Origin of the sequence: Planomicrobium stackebrandtii (assembly GCF_030814955.1) — a bacterium.
Taxonomy (GTDB): Bacteria; Bacillota; Bacilli; order Bacillales_A; family Planococcaceae; genus Planococcus; species Planococcus stackebrandtii.
Genome location: NZ_JAUSWB010000001.1, coordinates 42,365 through 56,411, shown reverse-complemented (window position 1 = coordinate 56,411; position 14,047 = coordinate 42,365). Strand labels below are relative to the sequence as shown.

Genomic DNA, 14,047 nt, shown 5'->3' with positions numbered 1-14,047 from the left:
TACAAGCACAGTCTGTTAGTCAGCCACCGCTTACTGGTGGAATTAAGGCAACTATATCGCCATCTTTTAAGAGCTCACTAGACAATACATATTCTTCATTAACCGCGAATTGAACTGAACTTCCTTTTAAACCGCCATATTTTTCTTCAAGCAGTTTTTGCAGCTCACCAACAGATTTTTCTGCAAAACCAAAAATTTCACTAGTCTTATCTGTTATGTTTCGGACTCCCGCAAAATACTGTACCGTAATCATATGAATCCTCCTGGTTTTTTCTTTTGGTCGCCAATCCATTCTTCGCCATTATTCCAAATTTCTTTTTTCCAGATCGGAACGATTTCCTTGATTCGTTCAATCGCATACTCGTTGGCTTCATAAGCATATTTTCGGTGAGGCGAAGAAACCGCAATGACTACCGCGATATCACTGATTTGAAGTTCCCCGATACGATGGGCAATTGCCACTTGGCAGCCTTCCCATTTCCTCTTTATCTCCTGTCCGATTTGTGCCAGTTTCTTTTCTGCCATCGGCACATATGCCTCATACTCAAGGAAAAGTGTTTGTGCCGCACCTGTCCATTCTCGAACGTGGCCAGTAAAAAGTATGACTGCCCCTGCTTCTGCTCTTAAAACATAGTCTGCATAAAGTTGAGGATGGATCGGTTCTGATACGATGCTAAATGCTTTCATCTAGTTTCCCTTCCAACCAGTTCACAAAACACTGGCCTATCTTTCTGGTGTTGGTTCGAAATTTTTTTCCTGCTGAATTATTCTATTTTCCATAATGCACTGCCTTCTTCTACTCCTAGGAGAAGTACGTCTACCGTATCTCCACTTTTGAATCCCCTTGTCCCATCAGGCAAGACAATAAGTGCATTTCCTTTTGCGATTGAAGCAACGGCATTAGATTTGTTAAAGCCGGCTGGTTTTATAGTGTGGCCATCATATACCGCTCTAATAAAACGAGTAAACGGATTTGCTTTTGTAAAATCTTCTCCTAGTATGGCTGTTGTATGCGGCAAATATAGTTTTTCTGCACCCATCATTTTTAACAAAGCTGGGCGAACAAATAACTCGAAACCTGTAAAACAAGCAGAAGGATTTCCGGACAATCCAAATAAATATTTGTTATCCGCCACTGCCACTGTTGTTACACTTCCAGGACGCATGGCAACTTTATTAAATAAAATTTGTGCACCCAGACGCTCATAAATGGCCGGCAGAAAATCAAAGTCGCCAACAGATACACCGCCAGTGGTTATCAAGCAATCCGTTTCCTCAGCCGCTTTTTTTACAATTTCAAAACTCTTATCCAATTTGTCCGCAGACAAGCCATATGTTTTACACAAAATTCCCATACGAGCTAGTTGCGCCGCAATCATTGGACCATTGCTGTTGCGAATTTTTCCCGGAACGAGTTTGTCAGCTACATCCAACAGTTCTGTTCCTGTCGACAGAATGCCAACTATTGGCTGTTTAGAAACACATACTTGTGCATATCCGAAAGTAGCCAAAAGTGCAACGGTACCAGGATGGATCAAGTTTCCTCTTTCTATTACTGTTTCACTTTGTTTGATATCTTCGCCTTTCTGCGAAACATTTTCCAAAGGCGTGAAAGGTTTTCGAATTGTGAAAGAGTCCTTTGATTCAACAGTTTGCTCAAACATGACAATGGCGTCTGCGTTTTTCGGGAGCGGTGCACCTGTCATAATCCGGATTGCCTCGTTGCCGGACAGAAGTTTTTCTGAAACTGATCCTGCTCCAATGTGGTCGATAACTGTAAACTTGATGCGATTATCACCGGAAGCTCCAATTGAGTATTTGGAAATGATGGCAAAACCGTCGTACGGAGACCGATCAAATGGCGGTACTGGGTGCTTAGCTATAATAGGTTCTGTCAGTATCCGATTATAGCTTTGATCAAGGGATACCATCTCGGTCCCAAGCAGCTGTGCCTGTCCAATTACTTTTTTTACAGCTTCTGCCACCGGAATCGGCTTACGTTGTTCAACCATCTCCATCTACCCCTTGAGTTTATTTATAAAATTTACTTGTAAGAATCATAAATATTATCGAGAAATCACACGTACTGTTTGATAGAGCCAGGCATCGGATGCATACCTATACGCGAGGGTGATGATGTTTGCAGAGTTCAAAAATGATATGACGGATTTCTGGCAAAATGAGTCGTTTCATTCCAATTTTTACTGCTGCACGCGAACCCGGTAGAACAAAAATTGCTTTTTCCGATGCCACACCTGCTGAAGCCTGACTTAAAACTGCTTTGGTTCCAATACTTTCTTTAAAGCTCAAGTAGCGGAACATTTCTCCAAAACCTCTCAATTCCTTATCAAAAAAAGGCTCAATTGCTTCCAGCGTCACATCACGTTCGGAAATGCCTGTGCCTCCGGTAGTTATGATTGCATCCAGTTCTTCATTCTCCAACCATTCAGACAATACTCCACTAATTTCGTTCTTGTTGTCATTTACGATTTTATAATTACAAACTTCCAAGCCGTTTGCTTTTGCTAATTTTTTAATCAATTCACCGCCTGTATCAGTTTCCTTATTCCGCCTATCGCTGATTGTTAAGATAGCGATATGTATACTTCTTTTTAATGGGAACGAATTCGACACTTAGCTCTCCCTTTCTAAATCACCCAAACAAGCGATGATATACTTTCCTGCCTTCTGCCGTACTTCGAACTCCGTAAATCAGCAGACAGAATCAACCGCTTTTCAAATGCTTTTATCTCAACAAAATATGGGGTAAATTTAACTGCGCTACTTAATCGCAATCCAGCATTTTCTGCATCGGCTAATTGTAATAGGACGATTCCGATCAGGCAGTACCTGCACTGTCTCTCCCCCACATCATACTGTGCAAGAATTGCTGGGCTCATTTTTCACCTTTTCATCTAACTCATTCAGTTGCTTTCTGAGCCTAGAGTTTCTTTATATTTAGGAGTAATGTCTGTAAAAGTTCCGACATAACGCACAACTTCGCCTGTATCATCGTTTACTGCACTAATATTCAACCACTGAAGATACTCTTCTCCATTTTTTCTCTTATTCCAAATCTCACCTTGCCACATGCCATTTCCCTCAATCTCTTTCCACATCTTTTTGTAGAAATCAATAGGTTGTCTGCCAGACTTCATGATGCTTGGTTTTTGTCCAACCACATCAGATTCGTCAAATCCTGTTAAACGGGTAAAGGCTGGATTGACCGTTTTTATTTTCCCCGAAATATCCGTCACCAGGATTCCTTGGCCCGTAGAATTGAAAACTTCAACAGACAGCTGCAGACGATCTTGGTAGTACATCCAGACAACCAGCACGAGACTTGCCAAAGCCACTTGGGAGAGAAGCATAAAACCGATAGAATATTGGCCCGTAACTGAAAAGATAATCGATAGCATAATCGGAGGGAAAAATCCGCCTAAACCGCCCATCATCGATACGATTCCGTTCGCAATACCGGCTTGTTTATTAAAGTAGAAAGGAACGAGTTTGAAGATAACACCATTGCCAATCCCGGCACTTACGGCAATAGCTAGACTACCTACTGTATAAAGCTCAATTGTTGGAGAAAATGCCAAAATAATAGCGGCCACCGTATAGATGGAGAAAGTACCCATCAATAGCAGCAATGGCTGCAATTTGTCGCCAAGCCATCCTCCTACTGGCCGCAGAAAAGTTGCAAGGGCGATAAAACCAGCAGTTCGCATCCCGGCATCCACTTTGTCAAGCCCGAAGTTGCTGACTAAAAAATTGGGCAGATAAATCGTAAATGCTACAAAAGAGCCAAATGTGATGAAATAAAATAAAGAGAAATACCAAAGCTTTTCATTTTTATAGACACCTTTAATTTGTTCAATAATAGGAGTTTTCACTTTTGTTTCGTGACGATCCCCGAAGAAAAAATTCAGTGCTGCAAAAATTAGCAACAGGATTAAGTAAATTTTGACAGTCGATGACCAGCCAATTTGAGTAGCTATCAATGGTGCAGAAAATGTGGTGATGGCTGTCCCGATGTTGCCGGCACCATAAATCCCATTGATAAAACCGTGCTTTTCTTTCGGGTAATACTTAGGCAAGGAAGTAACACCGACAGAAAATACTGCTCCACCGATTCCTAAGAATAACCCACTCACAATAAGGTCTGTAAAACTAGAAGCTTCGCTCAAATAAAACACAGGAAACAAAAGCAAGATAAAGCTTACTAAAAATATAATACGAGCTCCAAAGATATTGGCATAATACCCTAGTGGTATACGCAGAATTGATCCGAGTACGACAGGAACTGCTGTTACAATAGCCAATCTTTCTGGAGCAATGGCTATGTCTTCACTGATAAATGGAATAAGCGAGGATATTATCACCCATACCATAAAACCTACTACAAGATTCATTGTTTGAAGCGGCAACTGCATTTTCTTAATCATCAAAATCACCTTTTCTGCTAAATTTTGTTTACGCTTTTTTTCGTACTTATTTCCTGCCTTCATTGTATCCCGTGGTCAGTTTCTTTTTAATAAGGGAGAGCCCTTCCGCTGAAAGGGAAAACCCTTAAAATAAAAAGCCGCTTCCAAAGGAAGCGGCTCGGTTGATTCAGGTAATAAGAGTATTTAATTTTTTGTATAATTCGTCTTGATCTACCGCTTTCATCGCTTTTTCAGCCATTGGAAACAGCACTGTTTCCTCTTTCATAAAATGGACGGTCAATACTTCGAAAGCCTCTGCAGCGTCTTGAGCAACAGCTTTCATTTGTTCCAGCGTCAGCAAGTCGATATTATCACGGGTATGATGAAAAAAATGCCCAATATAAGCATCAATTTCCTGGTGCTCATCTTGAATTCCGACAAGTGGACCCTGCTCAAACCCTATATAGTTACCAAGCGCCGGGAAAAAGAATTCTTCTTCTTTATCAGTATGGTTTTTAAAGGGTTCGATAAATTCAAAGAGCTTCTGGCGTAATGTCTTCATGTTTTCACGACCAGCTTCCAAGCTTAGCCGATCATCTTCAAACGATAAGACGAGCGCATGCCATTCATTCATCAAAAAGGTTAAATAGGCATGTTCATTTTCCAATAGCCTCATCCCTGGTTCTTTAAAACGAAACTCTGACTTTTCTGCCATGCAAATGCCGCCTCCTAACTAATCATCAAAAATTCATTAGTTTTTTCTTTAACACATATTCAACTAATTCTGGGCGGCTCTTTAACTGCAGCTTTTCCATTATTTTTGACTTGTGAGCTTCCACTGTTTTTACAGATATGAAAAGTTTTTGAGCAATTTCTTTATTTCCGTAGCCTTTAGCAACCAGGGGAAGCACTTCAATTTCCCGTTTAGACAGTATCTCAAAAGGATCTGATTCCTTAACATTATGATCTTTATTCTGCAATTCCCGAACCAGTGAAGTGGCCATATTCGGATGGATATAAGTTCCACCGTTATAAATAACTCTTATTGCCTGCAGAAGTTCTTCATCTGGTGCACTTTTTAGCATATAGCCAGAAGCACCGTTTTTTAACACATGAAATAAATACTCTTCGTCGTCATGCATTGTTAAGACTAGAATTTTGGTTTCAGGAAAGTCTTCCTTAATATTTCCTGTCGCCACTAACCCACTTTCACCCGGTGGCATGCTTAAATCTAGAAGCAGTACATCAGGATGGTATTTGGCTACCATCTGATAAGCTTCGATTCCATCTGCGGCCATCGCAATTACTTCCATATCCTCTTGGAAATTAAGAATCATGGAAAAACCGCTGCGCACAATTGCATGGTCATCTGCTATAACAATCTTCATTCCGCCATCTCCCGCTGTTCTTTTAAAGGCACACGTAAATGCACGGTTGTTCCTTCACCGATTTCAGAACTTATCGTCACATTTCCTAGCACCAATTCGGCTCTTTCATTCATTCCGTACAATCCAAGCCCTGTTCCTAAAGGATTACTTCCTCGAATAAAACCAGCACCTTCATCTTTAACAATTAAGTGCAATATGTTCTGTTCTTCAAACAATCTAACTTGAACAGTTTCGACATGAGCGTATTTAACTGCGTTAAATACAGCTTCTTGACAAATTCTGTAAAACACTGTTTCTACTTCAGTTTCATAACGGTTTCGTTCAATTGTAGATACGAAGTCGACGCTCAAACCAGAACTTTCTTCCAGGCGTTTAAAGTGTGATCGAAAAGCTGCTTCTAATCCAAAATCATCGAGGGCCGAAGGACGAAGTTCAACAGACAAATTGCGTATATCATCCATTAACCTGATCAATGTAGTGGTGCTTTCATTGGTTTTCTTCAATACATCTTTATCATCTGTCATGTATTTAAGGGCACGCAAATCAACAACAGCACTTAAAAGTTCTTGAGCTACACTGTCATGCAATTCCCTAGAAATACGCTTTCGTTCATTTTCCTGTGCTTTGATGACATTTTTCATCATTGTATTTTGCTCAAGTTTACTTTGAGTTTCAAATTGAACTGATAAATCTCTTAATATAAATACCCGAGTGCCTTTTTCAGCATCTATTACATGGAAAGTGGCGGCATAGGGTGTGATTCCTTTGCCCTCAGTTTCAAGAAAAACTTGAAAAGAGGAAAAATCTTCATGGCTGGAACTTGTAAAATAACAATCTTTGCATGTTGTCAGATCACTTTCACTGGTATAGCCTATACAAACCGTGCAAAGTGCATTTTCCGCTCCTTTTTTTAACTGCTCCAGCACATGGACATTCATAATTTTTTCGGCGGCAGGATTCATGGAAATTGTCTGGCCTTCCCTGGTAAAAAAGAAAATTGCTTCAGTGCTGTTTTCATACATCTTCAGCATCAAGTCTGTTAATTGTTCTTTTTTGTCAGAAATCAATTACGCAACAATTCCTTTCCATCCAGTTTGCCCAAACCGGACTTTGACATGCTGATTAACAGCTGCAATTTTTCCGTTGTCATTAAATTTGATTCCCGATATCCCCCTAGAAGCACACCGACCACTCTCCCGCTATGCCATAAAGGTGTAGCTCCTACACTCTGTAATTTTTCCAACCTTAGTATTGGGTAGTTGAACAAATCATCTTTTGAAGCAAATTCGCTTACATTTGGTACCATTAAAGGCTTGCCGCTTTTAAAAACACCTCCGGCAATCCCTTTTCCTGACTGAAGAACAACTTTTTTGATGCGCTCGCTTATATTGCCAGAAATGTACTGCCATTTTAATACGTAAAGATTTTCAGCTGGTTGGACCAATGCAAGCGCCATAATATCACAACCAAGAGCTTCCCGAAATTTTTCAATCTGCAATTGGTATTCTTCTATATACTCCATACTTTTATCTCCTATCAAATTAAAAAGAAATACTCATTTTTAATTTGTTGGTTTGTGTCTTCTGTATAGGATATAACTTCTGCCCACATAATTCAACGGCACGCTCCAAACATGCACAAGACGAGTAAATGGCCAGAAAGCAAATATTGCGAAACCTGTTAAAATATGAATTTTAAATGACAAGGGAACATTCGCCATAATTTCAGGATTGGCATTGAAAAAGAAGAGATCACGGAACCAAACTGAGACTGTCAATCGGTAATCAAAATCGGGTTGTACCGCATTGGTAACCAGGGTTGCATACATCCCCATAAAAACGATAAACAAAAGAAGTGAGTTTACTGCAAGATCGGAAAATGAACTTAATTTTCGGACACTCGAAATAGAAAAACGTCTAAACGTCAAAATAATCATCCCAAACAAAGTCATGAAACCGAAAAATCCGCCAATGTAGATTGCGCCGATATGATAGAGGTGATCATTTACTCCCATGGCGTTCATCCAGCTTACTGGAACTGCCAATCCACCGATATGACCAAAAATCACTGGGATAATACCTAAGTGGAACAATAAACTGCCGAACATCAGCTGCTTTTTCTCAATAAACTCACTGGATTTTGCTGTCCAATGAAACTTATCGACACGGTATCGGTATATATGGCCGAATATGAAAATAGCCATACAAATATATGGGAAAACCACCCAAATGAATTTATCAACTGTTTCCATCGACAGGCACCTCCTGCTCGATGCATACTTTGAATGTTTCACGCAATCCTTTAACAAGATAATAGTATGGACTATTTTTTTCTTCTAAAGATTTAAGTAAATGAAACGTTCCATCTTCCAGTACTGCAATCAGCATTTGGAAACTTTGAGGTGCCCGGGGGTCCCCCAGCCACTCAGCTGCATATAGAAACTCACAGATAAGCGGGAGGAAATCAGATAGTTCCGAGTCAGGCATTTCAAGTCCGAACATTTCATACGAAACCTTCATCTTAGCGAGCATCTGTCCACGCTCTTTAGCATCTTCAAACTTGAAATACGTCATAAACAATGTACTGTCTTTGTCGAAATCAAAGATATCAGTATACATTTCCTGTATCTGATCCAAGCTCAATTCATGCATCAGTTCCCAGTAGCGTTGAACATGCTCAAATGCAGGATGATCGGCATCAAATGATTCCTCTATAAGAGAAGGGTGAAAATCCAGTTTTTGCGGATAGGTCAGATGATGGGCAAAAAAACCAAATGATACTTTATAGCGATATAGCTTTTCTAAATTAATCACGCCATATACCTCCATAGAAGTTTTCTTCGTAAATTTCTTTGCCTGTTTTCGTAGCTGTGCCAGTCGGGCTTGGTGATGCTGGCCCACAACCATCACATGATCCACCAGAATCAGTTCCCCAACCTCCCATGCCTTCCGTATCGAAACCTTCCATACCTTGTGCGCGGTAAGGGTTTACGCGCCCTTCACGATGTGTACTTGGAATAACAAACCGGTCTTCATATTTGGCAATTGCCAAGAGTCTATACATTTGTTCCGTTTGATGGGCCGTCATGCCAATTCGTTCCAAGCGGCTTTCATCAAATTCTTTGCCGGTTGTCTTCGCACGCATGTATGAACGCATCATGGCCATACGTTGCAGCGAATGTTTCACCGTCTCCGTATCCCCCGCAGTCAACATATTTGCAAGGTATTGAATCGGTGTCCGCATTTCTTCTATTGCCGGGAAAATCATATCTGGATTCTTAATGGAATCTTTTCCTTCAAAATAGTTCATAATTGGGCTGAGCGGCGGCACATACCAGACCATAGGCAATGTACGGTATTCAGGATGAAGCGGGAAAGCGAGTTTATGTTCAATTGCCAGTTTATAGACAGGTGAATTCTGTGCCGCTTCAATCCAGTCTTCCGAAATTCCGTCTTTTCTTGCTAATGCCATCATCTCTGGATCGAATGGATCAATAAACAAATCACATTGTGCTTTGTATAAATCTTTTTCGTCTGGTGTGGAAGCTACTTCCAGAACTCGGTCCGCATCATAGAGCAGGACTCCTAAATAACGAATCCGGCCAGTACAGGTTTCCGAGCACACTGTAGGCAAGCCTGCCTCGATACGCGGAAAACAGAATGTACATTTTTCTGCTTTATTGGTCTGCCAGTTAAAGTAAACTTTCTTGTATGGACAACCAGTCATACAATAGCGCCAGCCTCGGCATGCTTCTTGGTCAACTAAAACAATACCGTCTTCTTCCCGTTTGTAAATTGCTCCGGAAGGGCAGGATGCGACGCAGCTTGGGTTTAAGCAATGTTCGCACAGTCTAGGCAAGTAAACCATAAACGCCTTGTCGAAGTTAAACTTGATTTCTTCTTCAATTTTTTGAATGTTCGGGTCAAGTGGGCCTGTAATGTGTGCACCAGCCAAATCATCTTCCCAGTTTGGACCCCATTCAAGGTCCATTTTTTTGCCGGTAATCAACGAGTGTGCTCGTGCAACGGGTGAATGTTCCAGTTCACCGGCGTTGGTCAAGTGCTCGTAATTATAGGTCCATGGTTCGTAATAATCTTTCATTTCAGGCATGTCAGGATTATAAAAGATTTTTCCCAACGCAATTTTTGATAACTTATTGCCTGACTTTAACTCCAGCTTTCCTTTGCGGAGCTGCCATCCGCCTTTATACAGTTCCTGATCTTCCCAACGCTTTGGATAGCCAATCCCCGGTTTAGTTTCTACGTTGTTGAACCACATGTATTCAGCACCTTTACGGTTAGTCCATGTGGTTTTGCACGTAACACTGCAGGTATGACAGCCGATGCATTTATCAAGATTCATAACCATTGCTACTTGTGCTTTAATCTTCAAGCCAGTCAACCTCCTTCATTTTCCGAACCGCTACATATTCATCACGCTGATTGCCGATAGGTCCATAGTAGTTAAAGCCATAGCTAAGCTGCGCATATCCTCCGACCATTTGAGTTGGTTTCAAATGGATCCGCGTTGGTGCATTATGGCTGCCGCCGCGGGTATCTGTAATTTCCGATCCCGGTACTTGAATGTGCTTATCTTGGGCGTGATACATGAACATCGTGCCTCTTGGCATGCGATGGCTGACTACGGCACGTGCTGTAACTACGCCGTTCCGGTTGTAAATTTCAAGCCAAGCATTATCGTCAATGTCATGAGCCTTCGCATCTTCATTGTTGAGCCAGACAGTTGGTCCTCCACGGAATAACGTCAGCATGTGCTGATTATCCTGGTAAGTGGAATGGATATTCCATTTGCCATGTGGTGTCAAATATCGCAATACGAGTGAATCGACTCCGCCTTTAATCTTCTTATCATTTTTGCCAAACACCATAGGTGGCAATGTCGGTTTATAAACCGGCAAGGCTTCGCCAAACTGCTGGAAAATTTCATGGTCAATATAGAAATGTTGTCTGCCGGTCAATGTCCGGAATGGAACTAAACGTTCGATATTCGTTGTAAACGGCGAGTAACGTCTTCCCATTTTATTGGATCCACTAAAAACTGGCGTTGGAATGACTTCGCGCGGTTGGACGGTGATGCTTTGGAAAGTAATTTTCTCTGCGGCGCGATCTGCAGAAATATCCTTTAGTGGGACTCCGGTATCTTTTTCCGCCTCGATATACGCTTTTTGTGAAACCCGTCCATTGGTCGCTGACGATAGATTTAGCATCGCATCTGCTACTTGACGCGCTGTTTGGATTTTCGGCAAACCGTTTTTAATCGTTTCATCAAAGTAAGTGCCGTTTATATGCTTCAATTCCTCATACTCTTCCGCAACTGAGAAGCTGACGCCGTGGGCACCGGTTTTGCCCGTAGCCAAATTTGGGCCTAAGGTAATATATTTATTGTGAATTTGAGTGTAATCCCGCTCCACTATACTGAAGTTCGGCATTGTTTTGCCGGGAATCGCTTCAATTTCGCCTTTAGTCCAATCTTTAACTAAGCCCATCGGCTGTGATATTTCACTGACCGTGTCATGAGCCAGAGGTGTAATTACGACGTCTTTGTAAATGCCTGGCAAATGTGTTTCGGCCATTTCAGAGAATCTTTCAGCTAGTTTCGCGTAAATATCCCAATCTGAACGGGATTCCCAAAGTGGATTGACAGCTGGATTAAACGGATGGACAAAGGGATGCATGTCAGTTGAAGACAAATCCGTCTTTTCATACCATGTAGCAGCAGGTAAAACAATATCCGCATACAGTGGCGTTGAAGTCATCCGGAAGTCGAGTGCAACCATCAGATCTAACTTGCCTTCGACATCTTCTCTCCAGACAATTTCTTCTGGTTTTTCTTCGACGTTCGGTTCAGCCAACAAGCCATCCGAAGCGCCCAGCAGATGTTTCATAAAGTATTCCTGTCCTTTGGCAGAACTGGAAATCAGGTTTGAACGCCAAATGAACAAGGTTCTTGGGAAGTTCTCAGGTGCACCAGGATCTTCTACTGCAAATTTTGTCTTACGTGATGTAACCTGCTCAACAGCGTAATCTAAAATTTCCTTATCGGTCTTCCCACCTTTTTCAGCAGCTTCTTCAGCAAACTGGAGGCTGTTTTTATCGAATTGTGGATAAGAAGGCAACCAACCGAGTCTTGCTGCCAAAACGTTATAATCAGCAGGATGCTGGTAAGCAACGTTTTCTGCGAGCGGTGAAGTTAGTGCATCTGTGCCACTTTCTTCATATCTCCATTGCTCAGTTGCAAAGTAAAAGAAGGATGTTGCATTCTGCAGTCTTGGAGGGCCCTGCCAATCCTTTGCAAAAGCGACTGTAGACCAGCCTTCAATCGGACGGCATTTTTCTTGCCCAACATAATGGGCCCATCCCCCACCGTTAACACCTTGAGAGGCTGTGAGGATGACCAAGTTTAAAATTGCACGGTAAATGGTGTCGCTGTTGAACCAATGGTTGATTCCGGCACCCATTATGATCATCGAGCGGCCATCTGTATCCAGTGAATTTTGTGCAAACTCGCGGGCGATTTGCGTAACGACTGATGCTTTGACAGATGTTATTTTTTCCTGCCATGCCGGTGTATAATGGGACGTTTCGTCATCGTAGCCCTTGGCATTGTATTCGCTGTCTGTCCGAATAATACCGTATTGGCTCATCATCAAATCATAAACAGTTGCAGCGTAACGTTCAGTGCCATCTGCCAACAAGACTTTTCTTGCTGGAATCACGCGCTTAAACACGCCATTTCCTTGGTTATCGAAATATGGGAAAACAATTTCCTTCCATTCCTCTTGATGGCCTTCTACACTCAATGCCGGTTCTACTTTAGAACCATCCTCATTTTCAAGAATCAAGTTCCATTTTTTATCTTCTTCCCATCGCTGACCCATCGTACCGTTTGGAACCATCAATTTGTCTGCCGCTTCATCAAAGATGACCGGTTTCCATTCTGCATGTTGTGAAGTATCTCCTAAGTCACTGGCACGCAGGAAGCGGCCGCCTTTTAGTGTATCTTCATGAGGATCCAGAAGAATCATAAATGGCATGTCCGTAAACTGTTTTGCATAATTGATGAACATCGGTTCTTGGCGTGTTTGGTAAAACTCATCCAAAATTACGTGTGTCATGGCTTGAGCCAATGCTGCATCTGTTCCAGGGTGTGGAGCCAGCCAATTGTCTGCAAACTTTACATTTTCCGCATAGTCTGGAGCTACAGATACTACTTTTGTTCCTTTATAGCGAACTTCTGTCATAAAATGCGCATCCGGCGTCCGAGTCATGGGCACATTTGATCCCCACATCATTAAGTAGCCTGCGTTATACCAATCCGACGACTCAGGTACATCTGTCTGCTCGCCCCATATCTGAGGGGAAGCAGGCGGAAGGTCCGCGTACCAATCATAGAAACTCAGCATCTGTCCACCAAGAAGCGAAATAAAACGTGCTCCTGAAGCGTAGCTGACCATCGACATCGCAGGGATTGGCGTAAAGCCGGCCACCCGATCCGGTCCGTATTTCCGAATTGTATAAATCAATTGTGCCGCAATCAGTTCCAGAGCATCATCCCAGTTAACCCGAATATGCCCGCCTTTTCCCCGTGCTGATTTATAAAACATCGCTTTTTCAGGATCCTCCACAATGCTTGCCCAAGCCTCTACTGGATTAGCATGGCTTGCACGTGCTGCTTTCCAAAGCCGCCAAAGCTTGCCGCGCATATAGGGATATTTCACCCGAAGTGGGCTGTACTCGTACCAAGAAAAGGTAGCTCCTCTTGGACATCCGCGTGGTTCAAATTCTGGCATGTCCGGTCCACAGGAAGGATAATCAATTTGCTGATTTTCCCACGTGATAATGCCGTTCTTCACAAATACTTTCCAGCTGCACGATCCCGTACAGTTGACGCCGTGTGTGGTGCGGACTACTTTATCATGTGACCATCTTTGGCGATACATATTTTCCCAATCTCTACTTTTTTCTTCAAGGATTGACCAGCTGCCTGAATAACTTTCTACTGGTTTAAAAAAATTTAATCCAAATTTTTTCTTCATCGCTTACTACCACTCCTTCTCAGAATGAAAAACATGGATGGGAATACACTCCATATCATTCGTATATTTTCATTATGGAAGCGAAACAAAAAAGTTCCCATTAGGGAAAGTCCTATTGAACCTGTGGAACTCCCTTGTCCCCAAAAAATTACCGTCTTTTGTTCCATTAATAGAAAGAC

At 42.1% G+C, this 14,047-nt stretch carries 13 protein-coding genes; all 13 read right to left on the bottom strand.

Annotated elements, in window-relative coordinates:
• Nucleotides 1–19: 19 nt before the first annotated feature.
• Entirely contained in the window at nucleotides 20–253 is a 234-nt protein-coding gene (locus tag QOZ98_RS00280) for a MoaD/ThiS family protein (protein ID WP_308785561.1), read from the bottom strand.
• A complete protein-coding gene (locus QOZ98_RS00275; RefSeq protein ID WP_308785560.1) occupies nucleotides 250–687 on the bottom strand; it encodes a molybdenum cofactor biosynthesis protein MoaE in 438 nt (145 codons plus the stop codon). Before QOZ98_RS00275 ends, QOZ98_RS00280 begins: the two co-directional genes overlap by 4 nt.
• Nucleotides 688–764: 77 nt before the next feature.
• Nucleotides 765–2,012 (bottom strand): molybdopterin molybdotransferase MoeA, encoded by a 1,248-nt coding sequence (locus QOZ98_RS00270; RefSeq protein WP_308785559.1) that lies wholly within the window; start codon nucleotides 2,010–2,012, stop codon nucleotides 765–767.
• A gap of 106 nt (nucleotides 2,013–2,118) precedes the next feature.
• Nucleotides 2,119–2,634: a MogA/MoaB family molybdenum cofactor biosynthesis protein gene (locus QOZ98_RS00265; protein ID WP_308785558.1), complete on the bottom strand. Its 516-nt coding sequence runs from the start codon at nucleotides 2,632–2,634 to the stop codon at nucleotides 2,119–2,121.
• 290 nt (nucleotides 2,635–2,924) lie between these two features.
• Nucleotides 2,925–4,445 (bottom strand): nitrate/nitrite transporter, encoded by a 1,521-nt coding sequence (locus tag QOZ98_RS00260; RefSeq protein WP_308786128.1) that lies wholly within the window; start codon nucleotides 4,443–4,445, stop codon nucleotides 2,925–2,927.
• 166 nt (nucleotides 4,446–4,611) lie between these two features.
• The gene (locus QOZ98_RS00255; protein ID WP_308785557.1) at nucleotides 4,612–5,139 is read right to left on the bottom strand and encodes a hemerythrin domain-containing protein; all 528 of its coding nucleotides are present in this window, start codon (nucleotides 5,137–5,139) and stop codon (nucleotides 4,612–4,614) included.
• 25 nt (nucleotides 5,140–5,164) lie between these two features.
• Nucleotides 5,165–5,812, bottom strand: coding sequence for a response regulator transcription factor (locus QOZ98_RS00250; RefSeq protein ID WP_308785556.1), 648 nt, complete (start codon nucleotides 5,810–5,812; stop codon nucleotides 5,165–5,167).
• Complete coding sequence (locus tag QOZ98_RS00245) at nucleotides 5,809–6,843, bottom strand: sensor histidine kinase (protein WP_308786127.1); 1,035 nt, start codon at nucleotides 6,841–6,843, stop codon at nucleotides 5,809–5,811. The genes QOZ98_RS00250 and QOZ98_RS00245 overlap by 4 nt, the downstream gene beginning before the upstream one ends.
• A 32-nt stretch (nucleotides 6,844–6,875) precedes the next feature.
• A complete protein-coding gene (locus QOZ98_RS00240) occupies nucleotides 6,876–7,334 on the bottom strand; it encodes a GAF domain-containing protein (protein ID WP_308785555.1) in 459 nt (152 codons plus the stop codon).
• A 39-nt stretch (nucleotides 7,335–7,373) separates the two neighbouring features.
• Nucleotides 7,374–8,063 carry a respiratory nitrate reductase subunit gamma gene (narI, locus tag QOZ98_RS00235; RefSeq protein WP_308785554.1) on the bottom strand — a complete coding sequence of 230 codons (690 nt, stop codon included), beginning with the start codon at nucleotides 8,061–8,063 and terminating at the stop codon, nucleotides 7,374–7,376.
• Complete coding sequence (gene narJ / locus QOZ98_RS00230; RefSeq protein WP_308785553.1) at nucleotides 8,050–8,625, bottom strand: nitrate reductase molybdenum cofactor assembly chaperone; 576 nt, start codon at nucleotides 8,623–8,625, stop codon at nucleotides 8,050–8,052. Before narJ ends, narI begins: the two co-directional genes overlap by 14 nt.
• Nucleotides 8,618–10,204 carry a nitrate reductase subunit beta gene (gene narH / locus QOZ98_RS00225; RefSeq protein ID WP_308785552.1) on the bottom strand — a complete coding sequence of 529 codons (1,587 nt, stop codon included), beginning with the start codon at nucleotides 10,202–10,204 and terminating at the stop codon, nucleotides 8,618–8,620. Before narH ends, narJ begins: the two co-directional genes overlap by 8 nt.
• A complete protein-coding gene (locus tag QOZ98_RS00220; RefSeq protein ID WP_308785551.1) occupies nucleotides 10,194–13,868 on the bottom strand; it encodes a nitrate reductase subunit alpha in 3,675 nt (1,224 codons plus the stop codon). Before QOZ98_RS00220 ends, narH begins: the two co-directional genes overlap by 11 nt.
• Between the last annotated feature and the right edge of the window lie 179 nt (nucleotides 13,869–14,047).

What these genes read in the sequence shown, in the direction of transcription:
- QOZ98_RS00280 (WP_308785561.1), bottom strand. Translation starts at nt 253, where the DNA reads ATGATTACGGTACAGTATTTTGCGGGAGTCCGAAACATAACAGATAAG.
- QOZ98_RS00240 (WP_308785555.1), bottom strand. Translation starts at nt 7,334, where the DNA reads ATGGAGTATATAGAAGAATACCAATTGCAGATTGAAAAATTTCGGGAA.
- QOZ98_RS00275 (WP_308785560.1), bottom strand. Translation starts at nt 687, where the DNA reads ATGAAAGCATTTAGCATCGTATCAGAACCGATCCATCCTCAACTTTAT.
- QOZ98_RS00245 (WP_308786127.1), bottom strand. Translation starts at nt 6,843, where the DNA reads ATGCTGAAGATGTATGAAAACAGCACTGAAGCAATTTTCTTTTTTACC.
- QOZ98_RS00255 (WP_308785557.1), bottom strand. Translation starts at nt 5,139, where the DNA reads ATGGCAGAAAAGTCAGAGTTTCGTTTTAAAGAACCAGGGATGAGGCTA.
- QOZ98_RS00220 (WP_308785551.1), bottom strand. Translation starts at nt 13,868, where the DNA reads ATGAAGAAAAAATTTGGATTAAATTTTTTTAAACCAGTAGAAAGTTAT.
- narI (WP_308785554.1), bottom strand. Translation starts at nt 8,063, where the DNA reads ATGGAAACAGTTGATAAATTCATTTGGGTGGTTTTCCCATATATTTGT.
- QOZ98_RS00250 (WP_308785556.1), bottom strand. Translation starts at nt 5,812, where the DNA reads ATGAAGATTGTTATAGCAGATGACCATGCAATTGTGCGCAGCGGTTTT.
- QOZ98_RS00270 (WP_308785559.1), bottom strand. Translation starts at nt 2,012, where the DNA reads ATGGTTGAACAACGTAAGCCGATTCCGGTGGCAGAAGCTGTAAAAAAA.
- QOZ98_RS00260 (WP_308786128.1), bottom strand. Translation starts at nt 4,445, where the DNA reads ATGATTAAGAAAATGCAGTTGCCGCTTCAAACAATGAATCTTGTAGTA.